General features: G+C 62.8%; 20 protein-coding genes and 2 pseudogenes. 9 read left to right on the plus strand and 13 right to left on the minus strand.

Going from position 1 to position 17,161, the window contains the following annotated elements:
• Positions 1 to 178: 178 nt before the first annotated feature.
• Positions 179 to 538, minus strand: coding sequence for a hypothetical protein (locus tag NLM33_RS05655; RefSeq protein ID WP_254095138.1), 360 nt, complete (start codon positions 536 to 538; stop codon positions 179 to 181).
• Between the two features lie 847 nt (positions 539 to 1,385).
• Between NLM33_RS05655 and NLM33_RS05660 the strand changes: the two genes are divergently transcribed.
• Positions 1,386 to 1,658, plus strand: coding sequence for a hypothetical protein (locus NLM33_RS05660; RefSeq protein ID WP_254095139.1), 273 nt, complete (start codon positions 1,386 to 1,388; stop codon positions 1,656 to 1,658).
• A gap of 111 nt (positions 1,659 to 1,769) precedes the next feature.
• Positions 1,770 to 2,690: a hypothetical protein gene (locus NLM33_RS05665; protein ID WP_254095140.1), complete on the plus strand. Its 921-nt coding sequence runs from the start codon at positions 1,770 to 1,772 to the stop codon at positions 2,688 to 2,690.
• Here NLM33_RS05665 and NLM33_RS05670 read toward each other — a convergent pair.
• The 10 genes and pseudogenes from NLM33_RS05670 to NLM33_RS05705 form a co-directional block, all read right to left on the minus strand.
• Positions 2,641 to 3,234 (minus strand): annotated as a pseudogene (locus tag NLM33_RS05670) (phage tail length tape measure family protein); the annotation flags it as partial. The gene NLM33_RS05665 and the pseudogene NLM33_RS05670 overlap by 50 nt on opposite strands.
• Positions 3,235 to 3,314: 80 nt before the next feature.
• Positions 3,315 to 4,298: pseudogene (locus NLM33_RS49560) on the minus strand (phage tail length tape measure family protein); the annotation flags it as partial.
• 78 nt (positions 4,299 to 4,376) lie between these two features.
• Positions 4,377 to 4,727: a phage major capsid protein gene (locus NLM33_RS05675; protein ID WP_371929905.1), complete on the minus strand. Its 351-nt coding sequence runs from the start codon at positions 4,725 to 4,727 to the stop codon at positions 4,377 to 4,379.
• 281 nt (positions 4,728 to 5,008) lie between these two features.
• Positions 5,009 to 5,404 carry a hypothetical protein gene (locus NLM33_RS05680; protein ID WP_254095142.1) on the minus strand — a complete coding sequence of 132 codons (396 nt, stop codon included), beginning with the start codon at positions 5,402 to 5,404 and terminating at the stop codon, positions 5,009 to 5,011.
• Positions 5,401 to 5,679 (minus strand): hypothetical protein, encoded by a 279-nt coding sequence (locus NLM33_RS05685; RefSeq protein ID WP_254095143.1) that lies wholly within the window; start codon positions 5,677 to 5,679, stop codon positions 5,401 to 5,403. The genes NLM33_RS05680 and NLM33_RS05685 overlap by 4 nt, the downstream gene beginning before the upstream one ends.
• Before the next feature lie 116 nt (positions 5,680 to 5,795).
• Positions 5,796 to 6,239: a hypothetical protein gene (locus NLM33_RS05690; RefSeq protein ID WP_254095144.1), complete on the minus strand. Its 444-nt coding sequence runs from the start codon at positions 6,237 to 6,239 to the stop codon at positions 5,796 to 5,798.
• On the minus strand, positions 6,236 to 6,760 hold the full coding sequence (locus NLM33_RS05695; RefSeq protein ID WP_254095145.1) for a hypothetical protein: 525 nt from the start codon (positions 6,758 to 6,760) through the stop codon (positions 6,236 to 6,238). The genes NLM33_RS05690 and NLM33_RS05695 overlap by 4 nt, the downstream gene beginning before the upstream one ends.
• 101 nt (positions 6,761 to 6,861) lie before the next feature.
• Positions 6,862 to 7,098 (minus strand): DUF6074 family protein, encoded by a 237-nt coding sequence (locus tag NLM33_RS05700; RefSeq protein WP_254095146.1) that lies wholly within the window; start codon positions 7,096 to 7,098, stop codon positions 6,862 to 6,864.
• Positions 7,091 to 7,381: a helix-turn-helix transcriptional regulator gene (locus tag NLM33_RS49565; RefSeq protein WP_371929906.1), complete on the minus strand. Its 291-nt coding sequence runs from the start codon at positions 7,379 to 7,381 to the stop codon at positions 7,091 to 7,093. Before NLM33_RS49565 ends, NLM33_RS05700 begins: the two co-directional genes overlap by 8 nt.
• Before the next feature lie 115 nt (positions 7,382 to 7,496).
• The gene (locus NLM33_RS05705; protein ID WP_254095147.1) at positions 7,497 to 8,747 is read right to left on the minus strand and encodes a site-specific integrase; all 1,251 of its coding nucleotides are present in this window, start codon (positions 8,745 to 8,747) and stop codon (positions 7,497 to 7,499) included.
• Positions 8,748 to 9,444: 697 nt separating this feature from the next.
• Between NLM33_RS05705 and NLM33_RS05710 the strand changes: the two genes are divergently transcribed.
• The gene (locus tag NLM33_RS05710; protein ID WP_254095148.1) at positions 9,445 to 9,657 is read left to right on the plus strand and encodes a hypothetical protein; all 213 of its coding nucleotides are present in this window, start codon (positions 9,445 to 9,447) and stop codon (positions 9,655 to 9,657) included.
• Between the two features lie 132 nt (positions 9,658 to 9,789).
• Here NLM33_RS05710 and NLM33_RS05715 read toward each other — a convergent pair whose 3' ends face one another.
• Entirely contained in the window at positions 9,790 to 10,011 is a 222-nt protein-coding gene (locus tag NLM33_RS05715) for a hypothetical protein (RefSeq protein ID WP_254095149.1), read from the minus strand.
• A 188-nt stretch (positions 10,012 to 10,199) separates the two neighbouring features.
• On the opposite strand from NLM33_RS05715, the gene NLM33_RS05720 reads away from it, so the two are divergent.
• Entirely contained in the window at positions 10,200 to 11,492 is a 1,293-nt protein-coding gene (locus tag NLM33_RS05720; RefSeq protein WP_254095150.1) for a c-type cytochrome, read from the plus strand.
• Positions 11,493 to 11,552: 60 nt separating this feature from the next.
• Here the strand turns inward: NLM33_RS05720 and NLM33_RS05725 are convergent, their stop codons facing one another.
• Positions 11,553 to 13,523, minus strand: coding sequence for a 4Fe-4S binding protein (locus NLM33_RS05725; RefSeq protein ID WP_254095151.1), 1,971 nt, complete (start codon positions 13,521 to 13,523; stop codon positions 11,553 to 11,555).
• Positions 13,524 to 13,675: 152 nt separating this feature from the next.
• Here NLM33_RS05725 and NLM33_RS05730 point away from each other — a divergent pair, with 152 nt between their 5' ends.
• The 5 genes from NLM33_RS05730 to NLM33_RS05750 are packed head-to-tail and all read left to right on the plus strand — an operon-like array spanning position 13,676 to position 17,121.
• Positions 13,676 to 14,431: a biotin/lipoate--protein ligase family protein gene (locus NLM33_RS05730; protein ID WP_254095152.1), complete on the plus strand. Its 756-nt coding sequence runs from the start codon at positions 13,676 to 13,678 to the stop codon at positions 14,429 to 14,431.
• Entirely contained in the window at positions 14,428 to 14,967 is a 540-nt protein-coding gene (locus NLM33_RS05735; protein WP_254095153.1) for a DUF6505 family protein, read from the plus strand. The genes NLM33_RS05730 and NLM33_RS05735 overlap by 4 nt, the downstream gene beginning before the upstream one ends.
• On the plus strand, positions 14,964 to 15,971 hold the full coding sequence (locus NLM33_RS05740) for a DUF6352 family protein (RefSeq protein WP_254095154.1): 1,008 nt from the start codon (positions 14,964 to 14,966) through the stop codon (positions 15,969 to 15,971). Before NLM33_RS05735 ends, NLM33_RS05740 begins: the two co-directional genes overlap by 4 nt.
• Positions 15,968 to 16,483: a DUF3305 domain-containing protein gene (locus NLM33_RS05745; protein WP_254095155.1), complete on the plus strand. Its 516-nt coding sequence runs from the start codon at positions 15,968 to 15,970 to the stop codon at positions 16,481 to 16,483. The genes NLM33_RS05740 and NLM33_RS05745 overlap by 4 nt, the downstream gene beginning before the upstream one ends.
• Positions 16,484 to 16,494: 11 nt before the next feature.
• Positions 16,495 to 17,121, plus strand: coding sequence for a DUF3306 domain-containing protein (locus NLM33_RS05750; protein WP_254105663.1), 627 nt, complete (start codon positions 16,495 to 16,497; stop codon positions 17,119 to 17,121).
• Positions 17,122 to 17,161 lie beyond the last annotated feature (40 nt).

Genomic DNA, 17,161 nt, shown 5'->3' on the forward strand with positions numbered 1-17,161 from the left:
CGCGTCTCTGGTCGGCCGCTCGGGACGGAATCTCCTCACGCAACAAGCTTCGGCATTTACCATTCGCTGAATCGCAAGCCCCGGTGTTGCGAATCCCCAACCGCCGATCCTGCGATATCGGCGCAGGCGACCGCGCGATCGTCTTTTTTTGCGTTTTGGAAGCCCTGGGCTCAGCGCCTCAATTTCGCTGCGCGGTCCAGTAGCCTGAACAACGCGCGTTTCCTGAATAGCCACTCCACGTGCCGCGGCCAGAGCTGCTCGAGAGTTTGCCTGAGCCGGAGGCGAATTTGTCCTGAACTGTCACCGACGCCCGAACTGCGCCGGAACGCGCCACGTAGCCTCTGAGCCTGACTAAATTCGGATGTGTCACTATTCCGTCGGTGATGTTGACGGTGAAATTATAGGTCGCATCACAAGCGCCTCTTTGCGTCACAAAAATGAGGTCCCAGGAACCGTCGTATGCAGAGCGAGCTTCCGCGACAGAGACGAAAGCGACAAAGCAGCCCACGGCCGCCACACAGGTGAGGAGCTTTTTCATTGTTTACTCCAAGTTGTCATCCCACACATGATGAAGTGGGGCTGGCGAGTTCAATGCGGCTCGCCGAGCACAAACGCGAAGCGGGCTATGAATAGCACAGCACCGGTTGCTCGCGTTGGCGTCTATTTGATATGCAGGCGCTGCTGGGGCGAGTAAAGCGCGTCAAACCGCACTAAATTGTTGCGAACCAGACGGCGGAGTCCCCGAAGGTCGGATCGAGTGAGCTCGATGGGCGCCGATGAGGTACGAGTATGGTGCGGTTTAGAGGATCGGGCGCGTGGCGCGACGTAAGGCGTGGTCAGCAGAACTGCTTCAGACGCCGTACGTCCCACGCGAGGTGAGGGCACCACAACGTGGAGAAGTTCGGCGCGCCACTTGATCAAGAAAAAGGCCGACGGGCACTACGCCGCCGACCTTGTCTTGCAACTGCCGGCTCGCGTCCGGTTCCGCTGCATTGCATTCCGACTTCCTATGTCGATTGTGATCCGTAGCATCCAGCGCCTGCTGAAGCCATTGCACCTGGGTAGGCGAAATCCCTACCGAATTAGGCTCGAGCTATTCCTTGGTTTAGGGCGAACCCACAAGAGCGATTGTTGCGGCTTCGGATGGCCGCCGCAGGGTAGGTGAGTTGGGCCGCATTGCATCGCGGTAGGTCCAAGTCGGGTCAAAGCGCTGGTTTGAAAGCCGGCCAAGGCTCGGGTGGGCAGACCCTAAACTTAGGTGTGCTCTTCATAGCCAATGTACCGTGTGCGATCGCCCTCTGTGCAATGGTTTGATTCTCCTCTCGCGACTACGCTCGGGGTGTTATTCGCCCGATCTATCGAGCCGCAATCGAGGAGTTCCAGCGATGAGAATCATGGATGCAACCGCATTGCCAGGTTTTGCCCGCAGGACGGCTGAGGCAGCCTCCGACTTCGCCAGCGTCGTTCGCAACTTGATTCTGGACGTGCGCGACAGTTACCGGCCCGAGCTGCACTACATGCGCGGCCCTGGCCCGAAATGGCGCGCCAAGCATCAGCCGTGGCTGGAATTCGATCCTCGAGCTGTACCGCCGACCAGACAGCACCAGCTGTCGCCCCTGTATGTACGCGGGCGCGATGTGGCCAGCCCTGCTCGATAGTCAGGCCGAGGTTGCGGAATCATGCCCGTCTCGAAGGCCGCATGCTCTGAGTGCGCCCGCACTGCCGACCTAACCTCAAGTCGCGCCAGTTGGGCCGAAATCCGAGGTTGGATGCTGCTCATTGGTGCCGCTCTTTGCGTCGCATTGGTAGCGATGCTGAGCGGTTCGGCGCACGCCGGCGGTGCCGTCGAAGAGCGCAAATTGCCGATGAAGTTCAGCTGGGTCGCTTGCCAGCCGAATTGCCGAGGCTGGATCAGCGCAGTCGGCATCGTGACCAACGATAGTCCAGGGGATTTCGATGAATTCGCGCGCGGCCGACAGCTCGGCGGTGTGACCATCGTGCTGGATTCCAGCGGCGGTTCGGTCAACGATTCGATCGCACTTGGACGGCGCTGGCGCAATCTCGGGGCGCTGACCACCGTCGGCGTCAGCGTTCAGACCAACACTGCTCAGGGCGACCCAGTCAACATGGCGCCCGGAGCCTATTGCGAATCGATGTGCGTGTTTCTGCTTCTGTCGGGCAAGACGCGTTACGTGCCGGAGACCGCCCATGTTCGTGTGCATCAGATATGGATGGGCGACCGCGCCAATGACGCCAGGGACGCCACCTACAGCGCAGATGATCTGACGATCGTGGAACGCGATATCGGACGTCTCGCGAAATACGCCTTCGACATGGGCGGCACAGGCGATCTGTTGTCGCTTTCGCTGAACGTGCCACCTTGGGAAGAGCTGCATGAGCTATCACGGGACGAATTGCGATTGACCAATCTCGTCAACATCGATGTGCTGGATCAGCCGGGCAGCCCTAACGCAGCGGTGGCCGAGCTCCAGCCCAAACCAGTGCAGGGGCGCTTCGTAAGCAGCGCGGTTGCGACCGTGACAAATCCAGAGACGATGAAATCAAACAAGTCGGCTCAAGCTATGGGGCGCACAGGTGGCGTGAGCGCGGAGGCCGCGCTTGGACGAGATGTTCGAGAATCTACGCGGCGTCCCGCGTCGCCTGCGCCTGTTTCTCGATCAGGGCATTGATCGCGGCGAGGTCGGTCTTCAGCCGGGCGAGGTCTGCGGATGAGCCGAAAACCTTACCCCAGCCGTTTTCGTAGCTGTCGATGTGCTCCAGGATGCGAGCGCGCTGTTGTTGCAGCGTGTCGTTGAGGTGCAGGACGTTGGCGATCTTTTCGCCGAGCGTGTCGAAGGCGTTGGACGCCGTGTTCTTGAGGCCCAGCCATGCCTGCGACCAGATGCTGGTCACCTCCGCCGTCTTCGCCAGCGAACCCTGGACCCCCGCCAAAAGGGCTCGCTGGGAGTCATAGAGGCGGTTCTGAGCAACCAGGCTGGCGATCTGCCGCTGCATGCCGGCGTCCAGGAAGCCGAGCCGATCGTTGAGTTGCTCGGCACCGCGGACGGGATCCGCGAAGGCGGTGGCGAGTTGCCGGGCCGCTTCGGTGTCAGTGACTCCGAAGGTCGTCGCGAAGTCCTTCCCGATCTGGACGATTGGGAGAAGGTTGTCGTTGGCGACCTTGCCGGTGGCGGCGAGGGCGGTCGCCAACTCCCGGGCGGACGACACAGATAGGCCAAAGGCGGAGCTGCCGGCGCCGCGTTGATGCCGGGGGCGGTGGCACCACTGGCGCGGCCGGCGCCGGACAACGCGATCTTGACCTTATCCTGCTCGGTCAAGAAGTGCTCCAGGGCCATCGAAGCGCCGCCGATGGCCACCGCGACGCCGCCAAAGGTCACTCGGCTCACGGTCGGGATGCTGGTGAGGTAGTTCGCCGACTGTCGCGAAAAGCCGCTCAGCGTCGCGCTCGAGCTCGCAAAAACATCGCCGATCTGGCTGCCTTGCTGGAGCAGCACCGTTCCGAGGCCTTGGCCGCCGGCGAGGCTGGCCACAACGTCTTGGGCCTGGCGACCGAGGTTGATAAGCTCGTATCGCTGGAGGCCAGCGGCGGCGGCCGCTTCCTGAGATGCGGATTTGACCTGCCGCAGCGTCGCGATCTGCTCGGCGAAAGCGGCCTTGGTCCGCTGGACCGCCGCGGCGCGCTCCGCTTCGGTGATGGCGCCGACTTGAAGCGCGCGGCTGATCTCGTCCAAGGTGGCCTTGTAGTCGCGACCGGCGGCGAAGACGGGATTGAATTTGGCCCGGAGCCGGTCCAACTCCGCCCCGTAAGCGGCAACGTCGGCAGCGCGCGCCGCGCTGACGTCGGGCCCACCGATGCCGAATTGAGTGCTGATCCCTTGCTGGAAAGTTTGAGCCCGCATCTGTGCCTGGAGGCGCTCTGCGTTCTCAGCCGCGGCCGCCATGCGCGCGTTCATGGCGTCGACCGCAGGCACGATCGAAACGAAGCCGCGCTCGGCAAGGGCCGCGGCGTCGGCAGTGAGGCCGAATTTTCGATATGCCGCGTCGAGCAACGTCTCCGCGCGGTCCAGGCCCATCCCTCGATCGACGGAATTGGCAATGCGTCGAACGATGGCCTCGAACTGGGCGCCGGCGCCATATCCCTCGAGGAGTGTCTTGCTGAGGCCTCCGACGCCCGGAATTGCCCTGGCCATAGCAGCATCAGCTTGCGCCAGCGCAGCGGCTCGCGCGCGATCGCCGGCAATCATGCGATTGTCGGCGTCGACCTTGGCAGCGGCCATCCGAGAATAGCCGCCGGCGTCACCATCAACGGTGACACGCAAGGATTTGAGCGCAACGCCTGCCACGACGCGGGCTCGTTACGCGAACTTCATGAGCTTGATAGCCTCGGAGTTCGCAACACCGCCGCCGACGCGACGATAGGCGTAATACAGGACCAGCGGCTTGGCGGTGAAGGGATCAAGCAACAGCTTGATGCCGATGCGATCCACGATAAGGTAGCCGAGCTTGAAGTTGCCAAACGCTATCGAGAAGGAGTTTGCAGCGATGTCCGGCATCGCGACGTCATCAATGGCCACGGGGTAACCCAACAACATATCGGGCATGCCCGAAGTAAGGCCTGGCCTGAGCAGGTAGTTGCCCATGCCATCCTTGAGCTTGTCCACCGCGGACAATGTGTTGGAATTCATCAGCAATGAACAGACGCACATCCTCAATGTGAGTGTGATTGGCGTACGGCTCTGCCATCGTCGTTTCGATCTGATTGACGGCGACCTCGTACGTCGCCCAGTCGACAATATCGAGCAATTCGCATAGCGCGTCGAGTTTTTGTCGGTCGGCCGCCTTCACCAATTTCTCCATCGCTTCCCAATCGTGCTGAAGGTGTGTCGGCAGCGGACGCTCAGGCAGAACCTGGAGCGATGCCACCGACGGGGCCGGACGGAAGCGGGGAGTTTTTGTATCAGTCATGATTGTCGTCCTTTTCAGTTTTCTACGGTTTGAGAAGCGGAATTTTGCGCTGTACCGGTCCTTCGTCACCTGGTTGGCGAGGGGGATCGAGCAATGAGGCAAAGTGCCAAGGATCTCGCCACCGGATCGAATCGAGGCCTGCGATGCTCGCGCGAACGCGGTCCAGGTCGATGTCGGGGCGCACTTTTCGTTCGTCCGCCGCAATCTGGAACGCCGCCTCTAACTTTGCCGCAGCGAACAAACGCGCCTCAGGCGGACGTCGCACGTCGCCCGCGATGGCCATAAGCTGGCGCAAGTCAGAGATATCAAAAACCTGATCGATCGCGGTCTTGACGACTTCGAGCCGTTCTGGCGATTGCGCGTCATGCAAGCCGACGCCGCGGTGCAGCCCGACGATGGGAATCTTGTCGCCCGTCATGACCGCCCGCCTTGCAGCAGCCTTAACGCTCGCCGCGTCAGAGCGTCGCCTTCCGGATTCTCTTGCCGTGCTGGTGGAGGGGTGCCCTCGAGCAGAGCTTTTGCGGCGCTCACTCGCGCCGTTGCCGGTGCGGTTGGGTCGCCTGCAATAGTCTTGAGCACCATCATCGGATCGACCGCCGCCACGTCGACATTGGTGAGCGCAGCCTGGCTGGCTTCCTGACGTGTCGGGCGACCCCGTCGGCGCTTTGCTGTCTTCTTCGTCCGCTTCGTCATTTTTACCTCAGTGATTTTCTGGGATTTTGCCACCGCGCGCGTGAGAGGTGCGAATGAGGCCCTACGCGGTTGGCGCCCCGAGGGGGGTCTAGCCTTTCCGACCCCCATCCCCCCGGTCAGAAGTCAAAGCCATCATCATCGGGCCATGGAGCATGGAAGCCGGCGTTGACCGCAGCTGCCCTACTGATTCTGAAGTCGCTCTCATTCAACCCGTGGAAGACGCCGGCCACCGCGCTGTCGATGCCGCGGATTGGCCGCTTGGGCTGCGGTTCATCCGTCCAGCATTCACCATTCAGCCAGGTTGCCGGGTGTTTGGTGAAGGTCGGGTCTTCACCGGCGCGCTCCGCGCCATACCGCATGACACCAGCCATGAGTTGATCGAACGTGGCGATTTTTTTGGCGAGCACCCGCTTGAATGCTTTGCGGGCTGCACCCTTGGCAACTCGACGAGGGTATTGACGCCACCATGCTTCGAAGAACTCATCGACCGAGGCAATCGTCGGCTTGGGATCGACGGCAGACAGGTCCAATGCAGAGGTGGGCAGATTGGATGCCTTCATCGCGCACCCCCCGAGAGTCTAGATAGTACCGGAGTATTCAACCCTAGGCCGGTAGGGGTGATTTGCCCCCCTGGCTCCGTACCCCCATTTTCCGCCCCTACAGGTTGGGGGGGGAAATACCCCTGGCTTTTTGCCTTCTTCTCCAGGAGTTGAGCCGCTGCGGCCTCCTTTGAGCGCTGGACAACCACTGGGTTCTTCTCCGCACGCGCCTCGGTCGCCACTTTCTTTGCGTGGTCCAGGTCGCGAATACGCTTCCAGTCGTTGGTTGGAGCGTCGTCGGTCCAGCGGTAGGTCAGGCGAATCTTGTTTGGAAAGCGCCATTCCGCCTTGCTCGGCCTACCGCGTTCGGTGATCTCCCAGAAGCCCAGCGCGCAGATCTCACGAAGCGCTGGCGCTATCGACTTCCTGTCGACGCCGTACTTCTCGAAGTCGGCATACGTTATTGGGAGCCTGCCATTTCCTGTGCCGCCGTGCTGCGCAAGCTCGATCTCGCCCCGATCCAGCAGCTTCCGGGCCGCCAATGACAAGGCCCTGTACGCTGGCGATCGCAACATCTCGATTGTTCGGGGTGCAAATTGCTCGCCGATGGCAGTGCGCCGGCGCCGACGCCTTCCTGCGGCGCTCATGCGGTCACCAGGAACTTGGAGAGCGCCGCCCTGATTGACGTCTCGAGGCACCTCAGCTCGCGCTCGATTAGGCTTGTGTCTATGCCCTTGCGCATCATCGCATCCCGTTGGATGCGAAGCTGATGCTGGATGTAGCGTTCGCCAGCCGTTTCATTGAGCTCGGCGACGACGACGGCTTGACGTTGGATGAACGCTTGGCGGCGGATGACGGGGAAGGGGAGGACGCTACCCATGCTGACCTCCCTGAGCGGCGGCCCTGTTACGCGCGGCCCAGCCTTCGGGATCGCGCTCCCAATCGAGAATGTCGGTGCGGCGATAGGCGATTTTGCGCGCCGACAGCTTTACGCGCTTTGGGAACAATCCCTCCTTTTCACGGCGCCATCTCGTCGAGTCGGACGTGTGCGTACGAGCTTCCACCTCCTCAGGGAGGAAGAACGGACTTTCTGAATTTTGCATAGACAGACCTCGCGCCTTAGATCGGTTGCAGTGACAGCCCCAAACCTCTCGGTTGGTCATGGGGCCTTCAGCGATCTCGTGGCGAGGATCAGTGATTAATAGATCGTCCCGAACGGACTCGGGGTCAACGGGATTATTTCGACGCCTGTTACGGTCATCACCGGCTATTTGTAGGCTACGCTGCGATATCCCTTATTTCCGCCGCGTTTTGCTGAGGCACGTAACTGCCGACATACTCGGCCCAAGCATCCATCAGGGCACGGCGCTTCTTGATGGCATCGCTGCGGCGGTATGCCCGTTCGGCCTCGTCGCCGACCAAATGAGAAAGCGCCGCCTCGGCGACCTCACGCGCGAAGTCCGTTTCGTCGCCGGCCCAATCCCGGAAGCTCGAGCGGAAGCCGTGAACCGTGAACTCTTCGTGCTTGGCTCGACGGAGAGCCATCGTCAGGCTCATGTCGCTCAGTGGGCGTCTCGGCTTTGCACCGGGGAAGGCGAACTCGGATTGCCGCTTGCCAGCGATGCGGGAAGCAATCTCGAGGATCTCGATCGCGCGGGCACAGAGCGGCACTCGATGTTCGCGCTGTTCCTTCATTCGTGCCGCTGGCACCGTCCAGACCAGGTCGACGCGATCGAGCTCCGTCCAAACCATCTCGCGTGACTCGGTTGATCGCGCCGCGGTCAAGATCGTGAATTCGAGAGCCAAATTGGACATCGTGACGTTCTGCCGCAGATAGTGCACGAACGCCGGCACCTGCGCATACGGCATCGCCGGGAAGTGGCCTCGGCTCAGCTTGGTCCGGGTTGGGAGGATCATGTCGAGATGACCACGCCAGCGTGCAGGGTTCTCGCCTTTACGGTGGCCCTGGACGCGTGCGGCATCGAGGACGCGCTCTATGCGCCCCCGGAGACGCGAAGCCGTCTCTGGCTTTTCCTGCCAGATTGGACGCAGGATCTGGAGGAGGTGGTCGGTGTCGACCCTGTCGACCCGCTTGTCTCGGATAGATTTGCAGTAGTCAAATTCTGACGGTTTGCCCTCCCGATCGATCCCCAGCAGGGTCATCACCCATTGGTCGGCGTGCTTCTGGCTTTTCCAGCTCGGCCGCATCGACTCGATGAGCGCCTCGGCGACCTCGCCGAAGGTGGGAACAGCCTCCTCGGTGCACCGAACCTCGAGCGGATCCTTGCCGTCGGCGAGGAGGGCGCGCGCGGCTGCCGCTTTGTCTCGGGCCTTCGCCAGCGGCACGTCCCGGGCCGCGCCCAGTCCCATCTCGACGGGCCGGCTGTTCTCGCCGCGATAGAGAAAGACCCACCGCTTGGCGCCGGACGTCGAGACGCTGAGGTACAAATTGCCGCCGTCGGCGTGCCGGCTAGGCGGCAGTTGCTTGGTCAAAATGTTCGCGGGGAGTCGGTTGAGTGTCTTTGCCACAGCCCTAGCACCAGCCCTATCAGCGACGTGCAATGTCGTGAATTGATGAGAGCCGATTTGAGTCTTGCCGACAAGAGTCCGGGCCGGAAAACCCTTTGTTTTGAAGGGTCTTGAAACGATCTGACGCGAAAAGAATTTCTAGATGCTAATCCCACCCCTTCCGCCAGTATCTTGTTCTCCTCTGTTCGCAGTCGTTCGAACTCCACAGCAAAATCAGTGAGTTGCACCGAAGATCTGTACTTCGCAGTTCGTCGGTGTTCTTCCTAATCGGGTCACTGACCGTAGTTTTTGCGTGTAGGTTCGGAGGACGGTTTTTCCTGGAGGGACAATGGCTGGAAGGCTCAAACCACTCGACGTAGAGCGTCAAACCAAGCCCGGCAAATACGCCGATGGCGATGGGCTCTACTTGATCGTCACCGGCTCACCGCTCCTCCGAACCGAAATAGCAAGACATTCAACTGTCTTCGGTTTTCGACAGACCGCCCGAGACCAGCGTGACTAGCTACGGTGACGAGCTACAAGTCTGCACGGCCGAACTTGGGACTACGCCGGCACGGCAGGGCCAGCGCACCAGATGACCGGAGCGAGGGGCAACAGCTCCAGCCGTGATCAAGAAGAAGAGAGATGTGAAGGACTTCACACGGCGGCCCCGAGCCTTGCACTAGGCAGGACTGAGACAGTCTCAACGGAGGTTCACATGAAGCTCCTGATGATCTCAGGCCTGACCACCATCGCGCTCTTCTTGGCCGCAACGAGCATTCCGCGAGCACATCCACCATCGGTGAGTCGCACATCGGTAGCAGAGATGCCCACGGTGCAAGAGATGCAAAAGGTGGCGCAACAAAGCAAACTACCAGTTGAAGATTTTGAAGATCGATCACTGGTGTTTCCAAGGGAAACACAGCGGTAGAGAGAATGCTGCCATCGTGTCGCGAACTAACTGTGGTTCGAGCATGCATCGGGCAGTTCGTGTGCCATCAAACAGCTCGATGTATCAGGCGGCTGGTCCGCCTGCGAGAGCAGCAATGTCTCAAGCGCCGTCTCAAGGACTCATGAAAATCGGGCTGATCTCAACAGGATCCCCGGGCAGAAGCACCGCACGGTGGAGGTCGATCTCAAGGACAGCCAATAGTAGCACTAGCACGGCGACGATGTAGACGAGCAGTGGCGACGCGGCCTGGTTGGCGGGATTTCGCGGCAGCAAAGCGCGAAAGTGCCACAACCACGAGATGAGCTGCCGATATGCTTTCGGGTGCAGTTGCATGTTCGGCCTCGATTGGTGAGGGCGCCCTTTGGCAAGCCTGCGATCACGTAGGTCGCCATTCAAGGCGCCGCTTGTCGCACCCTGGAACCGGACACGAGCTCCCTTCGTTGAGCTGAATCAAATGGGGTTGTTATTTCTCCGGGAGCCAAGGCTGCCGGTTGTTTCGCTGCAATCGTCTCCGACGACCCATGGATTGGACCTTGCGTCTCGCGACCGTGCTTCTGACGGCATCGCTGCTCCCGGCGCTGCAACCCGCGCAGGCCCAGTTGGCGGGACATGGCGGGCCTGTCCGGGCGATCGCCGTCTCGGCCGATGGCAAGACCGTTTTGTCGGGTAGCTTCGACACTGCAGCGATCCGATGGTCCCTGGCAACCGAGTCCGCCGAGCAGGTCCTTCGCTTCCATTCGGGTGCGGTGAACGCGGTTGCCTTCCTCGGAGATGGAAGAATGGCAACGGCTGGTGCGGACAGCCAGATTGCTATTTGGACGCCAGGCCGGCCACAGCCCGACCGGGTTTTCGAAGGTCATACCGGACCCATTGTCGGGCTCGCCGTTTCGCCCGATGCATCGAAGCTCGCATCAGCCTCGTGGGATCATACCGCGCGGCTTTGGTCGCTGTCGGATGGCACGTCGCGCGTGCTGGAGGGGCATTCGCAAAACGTCAACGGCGTTTCCTTTACGCCAGACGGACAATCGCTCGTGAGCGTCGGCTACGATCTTACGGCGCGGGTCTGGCATTTGGCGGATGGGACATCCGAGACTGCGACCTTGCCGGCGCCATTGAACGCAGTTGCGATCGCACCGGATGGCGATATCGTCACGGGCGCAGCGGACGGCAGGCTACGCATGATAACCTCAGATGGCAAGGAAAGCGGTGACGCTGCTGCTGGCGCCACGCCGATCGTGGCCCTGGCGATCTCGCATGACGGTGCCTTGATTGCCGCAGCCGGCATTGGCGGCACCGTAGCGATCGTCGATCGCAAGGCGCGCAGCGTGCTGCGCACGCTCGCCGGGCCCGGCATGCCGGTCTGGTCGGTTGCGTTCCTGCCCGATGGCGCGACGCTCCTGACCGGCGGTGCTGATGGCAAGATCAGGCGCTGGAACGCACTGACCGGCGCGGCGATCGGCTCGAACCTGCTGGGCACGCCGGCGGATCCACTCGCCGCCTATGCCGGCGATCATGGCGCCGAAATCTTCAGAGCCTGCATCGCCTGCCACACATTGTCGGAGACGGAGGTGCAGCGTGCCGGCCCGACGCTTGCCGGACTTTACGGTCGGAAGATCGCCTCGCTGCCGGGCTACCGCTTCTCCGACGCGCTCAAGAGGATGGACATCGTCTGGACGCCAGAGACCGTGTCAAAACTGTTCGAGATCGGGCCGAACGCCTACACGCCCGGCACGAAGATGCCGGAGCAGCACATCGGCTCGGCCGAAGACCGCCGGGCGCTCACGGATTTTCTGGCGCGTGCGACGTCGAAATAGCCCTGGAAATAGCCCCACTTGACTCTAATACCCCGGCCATTGCTCCACGGGAGATTGGGACTAATCCTTGTTCTCGCGTTGACGCAGATAGTCATCCGTCGTCCGTGGCGGCGCGCGTTCCGGTACGCCCTGGGACGGATCGAACTGCTGTTCACTCATCACGATGACGCGGCAGTCGGCGCACATCCGCAAGGCCTCGAGCCTCTTGTCGCCGGCGGGATACATCCAATGCCGGCCCTCGAGCTTTGCCGCAATCCGGTCGATCGTGCTCTTCACGCCGAAGGGGGTGCCGCAGCGGATGCACAGCGCGGGCTCTTCCTCCTTGACCACGACCGCAGACGCGCGCGCCGCGCGGAAATCGATCTGCGGCTTGAGCGTGATGACCTTTTCAGGGCAGGTGCTCTGGCACAGGCCGCATTGCACGCAGGCGTCTTCGACGAACTTGAGCACAGGACGCTCGGGATCGTCGCGAAGCGCGCCGGTCGGACAGACCGAGACACAGGATAGGCACAGCGTGCAACCATCCGTATTGACGCTGATCGCGCCAATCGGTGCGCCTTGCGGCAAAGCGATCACATCGATCGGCTTTGGTGCCAGGCGGTGCAATTCGCTGAGGGCAAATCGCAGCAGATCGCGCCGCTTTCCGACAGTCCTGAAGGTTGCGGGCGTCTCGACCGTTGCAAGCATCTCGATTCCGCCCAGTTGCGCACCCAGCGCGTCGGGATCGTCGGTTTCGATCGTCGCGACACGACGTCCGTCAAATCCGAGGCCCGCAAGAATGGCCTCGGCCACGGCGATCGTCTGCAATAGTCCGGTCACCTCGTGCCGCGGTTTTGCGCGCAGCAGAAAACGTATGGCTGACGCGCCATAGGCGAACGCGCCGATCACCGCTTCCAGCCCGACCTGCGTCAGCTCGTTGACGGCGAGGGGAAGCAGGCTAGCCGGCAATCCGTCGCCGTGACGGGCGAGCGCATCGATCAGCGGCGTGCCGTGCTGGCTGTCATGCAGCAGCAGCACCGGATGCGCGCCGCCAGCCTCGTGATAGGCGCGCAACATGGCGCGAAGAATCTGCAACTGGGTGTCGGCGGGCGGCAGCGCGTAGGATGCAGCTCCGGTCGGACAGGCTGCAGCGCATTGCCCGCAGCCTGCGCAGACTTCCGCGTTGACAGCGACATGATCGCCGGCAGGCGTGATCGCGCCGGTCGGGCACAGATCGAGGCAGCGATGGCAACCGATCAGCTTCGAGCGCGAATGCGCGCAAAGGGCAGGCGTGAAGTCGACATATTTGGGTTTGTCAAAACTGCCGATGAGATCGCGCGCAGCAAGTATCGCGCGCAGCACAGCGGCGGGATCCTTGGGATCTGCGCGCAGGTAGCCGTCGCGCAGATCGTGCGCGGGAAACAGCGGCGACTCGCCGGAGAGGTCGAGCACGAGATTGCAGCACGAGGTCGCCCCGTTGCGCGCGGCTTCGAACACGAAGTGGTCGCGCGAAGACGGTCGGGGCCACGCGTAGTCGTCGATCGTAAGCTCGAAGGCGCCAAAATGTCCCCTGGCATTGCGGATGGTTCCCTTCACGATCGGGAAGACCGTCGCCGCAGGCGGCGTGATGTCTGTCGGCTGCTTGAGCATGACCGTGACATCGAGGTGGTCCGCGAGCAGCCGGCCCGCTTCGATCGCCGCCTCGTCGCGTCCATAGATCAGGATGATGCCTTCGCTCGACAGCGTGACGAGCGCATAATCCGGTCTCGGAATCGCAGCCGCCGCAAGCAGCGCGGCCATCTTCGCGCCCGCATTCGCGCCATCGCGCGACCAGCCCGCCGTCTCGCGGATGTTGACGAAGGTGATCCCGTCAGGGCGCTCGCCGGCCTCATCGGTAAACTGCGCCGCCTGCTGCGTGCAAGCGACCGTCAGCGGGCCGTCAGCCTTTGCGGCGCTGCGGAAGTGATCGAGCTCCGCGCCGCAGAGATGTCGAAAGCCTTTGATCTCACAGTTGGGGCAGCCACGCCGGATCGCCGCCGTGTCGAGGCGCATCGTGTCTTCACACGAGCAGATCAGGACGGTCTTCGCTGGCTGCTCCAGGTGTGTCCCTCCGTCAGTGCGGCGCGGACTTGGCGGACTCGCGCCGATCCTTTGCCTCGTATAGATATTCCCTATCGGGAAGAAAAGGAAAGTGGAGGACGGTCTTGCCGTCGACCCCTACCACCCATGTTTCCCTGGCGGAACCGATCCATCTGCCGCCGCCATTCGCGCTCGTCCGGCTGCGCGAGAGCGGAGACGCCTTTGCCCACGCTTGCCGCATTGCACCCGAGAGCGGCGCCGGTACGCTGGTCTATGTCGGACGGTTCGATCTCGCCGAATTCGCCGTGGTGCTCGAGCCAGGCGAACCCTTGAGCACCGCGCGCCGCGCCTTCTACGCCAGCATGGTCGCGCTCACCGATGCTCTTCGTGCCTATGCGCCGCCGAACAAGACGGTCGCGATCGACTGGCCCGACGCGGTCCGGATCGACGGTGGGCTGGTCGGCGGCGGGCGGATGGGATGGCCGTCGTCCGCGTGCGAGGACGAGCCGCCCGCATGGCTCGTGTTTGGCGCCATGATCCGAACCGTCGCAATGACTGACCATGGGCCCGGCGTTCATCCGCTCGCGTCTGCGCTGGACGAGGAGGGCTTCGGCGAAGCGGGCGCGGTTCAGGTGACCGAGGCCTTTGCGCGGCACCTGATGCGGGCGATCAATAATTGGCAGGTCGATGGCTTTGACAGCGTCGCGCGCGACTACCTCAGCCGGGTGCCCCGCGAGCGGCAAACCGTCCTGCGGATCGATGATCGCGGCGATCTCCTCACACGCCGCATCGGCACCGACACGATTGAACGGAGGGAACTCGTCAGCGCGCTCGCCTCGCCATCTTGGCTCGATCCGAAGCACGGAGGGCCGCGGCTGTGAAACTCTTGCGCGCCATCGCGCTCGATCCCTCCGACACCTTCGTGTTCGACGTGGCGGCCGTCTCAGGCGAATGGGCGGTCTCCGGCGCCTTCCGCTTCTGCGATCAGGATCCGGCGACTCTGAGCGGCAAGGCGCGCGCGGCCTTCCGCAGCGGCTTCCTCGGCGTGCAATCCTGGGGATGGTCGACGTTGGTGCAGATCGTCCCGGCGACGCAGGACGATTGCCGGGGGCTTATCGAACTGCTTGCCAGGCGGCTCGTCGACCGCTTCGGCGCGCCGGACATTGCAACTGCGAGAGCTGCGGCGGAGGAGGAGGTCGCCTTCGCGCAATCGCTCTGCACCTATCCGATCAGCTCGCTCATTGCCGTCCATCGCTCGGCAAGCGACGGCGAGGTCCGCGAGGCCTTCCGCAGGCTGCAACTGCGCGAAGGGCAGGGCCATGGCAAGGCATTCTCATTCATGGAGGTGGAGGACGATGTCGAGCCAGACAGCGATCTCCACCTTGCCGATCTGGGCCGGGAGCCTCGAAACCGATGAGGGATTTCTGGATCGCGTGCGGCCACCATCTGCTCGATCGCGACGAGAGCGGCCGGCTCTGCGTCACGGATGAATTCCTGAAGGCCTATTTTGTCCGTCCCGAGCTGATGCCGCCGGACGATGCATGCCCGGTCGAAAGAAGGCTGCACCGCGAGCTGCTCGCTGGTCCGCGCCAGCCGGTGGACGATGACGAGATCGCTGCGATTACCGATCAGGACGCACGCGAAAACTGGCGGTTCGTACTCGCTTTTCGCGATCTCCTGCTGCGGCATCCGACGCTCGAGGCTGCTTACCTTGCAACCGTCCGATCGCGGACCAACGATCTGCCGCCGCTGTTCGTCAATCATCTCGTGCACGTGATCCTGCGCAACGCGCTCGATCGCTGCGACGATCCGTTCGTACCGCGTGCCGCCGAACTGTTCTTCCGCCGGCAGCGCGTCCTGCCGCATGAACAGGCCTTGCTGCTCGGCGATGAAGAGGTGGTCTGTGGGCAGAGCCCGACCCCAGTGCTCTCGCTGATGTCGATGCTGGGGGCTGTAACCGACGCCCAGCTTGACGTGCTGAACGAGGAGAATGCCGACGAGTATTGGCAGCGCAGCGACCATTTCGACATGGCGTTCGACCTCACCTCGGGTGGCCGCGGCCCGCATGCGCTCGCGCAGGCGATGGCGCGCTGGATTTCCCATCTGCTAGCGGTCGACGTCGCCATCGAGCCGTTGCGCGAACTGCAGGATGCGCAGGTCAGCTGGTATGTCGGGCTGGACACGGACGCCACGGGTCTCGGCGACCGTCTCTGGCATGGCGAGCAGCTCGACGAACGTAGCACCGGACGCGTGCTCGCGTTGTTTCGGCTGACGTTTGCGGACGCCGGCGCGGCCACGGAGGATATGCGGGGCGAGCCCGTCTATCTCATCCTGGCGATGACGCCGGACCAGAAGCTTCGGATGAAGCCTCAAAATCTGCTCACGGGGCTGCCGATCAAACGCCTGGAGATGGTGACGTGAGCCCCGCCGCGCTGCCACTCCTGCGCATTCCCGTCGGCATCGTGGTCGAGCGGCGCAAGGCCGACTCGCCATGGGCCGACTTCGTCTGGCGCGCTGTCGCCGTGCTGCCGGATGAGCCGGTGATAAAGCCCTGGACGGTGCTACGCGAAGAGGACGGCAAAACCCTGTTCTATGCCGGCAGCGCCACGGTCGATCTCTATCCGTCTGAGACGGCGCGCTATCGCGACAATCTCGCCTCGGGCAGTCCGAGCATCTGGATCGTGTTGTCGCCCGCGGAAAGCGCTTGGCCCTATTCGGTGGCGGCCGCCACCGCCGATCCTGCGGAAGGCGAGGCGTTCACCGAGGCCGGCACCAATCTCGTCGAGGCGGTGCCGATGCCGGAGGTGCTGCGCGAGGCGATTGAAGGTTTCATAGCCGAGCACCACGTCGAACGCGAGTTCTTCAAGCGCAAGCGGCGGCAGGCCGATCCGGAGGCGCTGGCGCGCCGCCAGCATGAGGGCGGACACGAATGAGCGAGGACAAGCTGGGTGAGGACAAGTTTCTGGTGCGCTGGTCCCGCCGCAAGCAGGAGGCAAAGGCGAACGCCACGCCGCCGGCCGCGGCAATGCACGACGACGTGCAATCTGCACCAAAGCCCCCCGTCAAGGACAACGAGGCGGAAGTCGATCTGTCGAGCCTGCCTGCGATCGACTCGATCACGTCAGTAACCGACATCAAGGCCTTTCTGCGCAAAGGGATTCCGCAGGAGCTGACGCGTGCGGCGCTTCGACGCGCCTGGAGCGCCGATCCGGCCATTCGCGACTTCGTCGGGCTGGCGGAGAACGCCTGGGACTTCAACGATCCCTCTGCGATGCCCGGTTTCGGTCCGCTGGATTATTCCGAGGGAGAGCTGGCCGCGCTGGTTGACCGGATCCTCGGTGGCCTGCGCGAGTCGGCCGAGGCTCAGCTTGAGACTTCGGTTGAAGCCACGGATTCTTCGCGAGAATTGCGCCAGGCCGAGACTTCAACGGTCGAGGTTATCGCCGCGGAATCCGCGACGACCGAAATCGCCTCCGTTCCTGCTGCAACGCAATCGGCGGTCGCTGAAAGCGCCGAGAGCGAACGCGAGCCCATTCGGCGCCGCGCGCATGGCGGCGCGCTGCCGCGCTAGTAGCCCTAACGAAATACTATAGCCTCAGGCTATGGAACGC

Origin of the sequence: Bradyrhizobium sp. CCGUVB1N3, from assembly GCF_024199925.1 — a bacterium.
Taxonomy (GTDB): domain Bacteria; phylum Pseudomonadota; class Alphaproteobacteria; order Rhizobiales; family Xanthobacteraceae; genus Bradyrhizobium.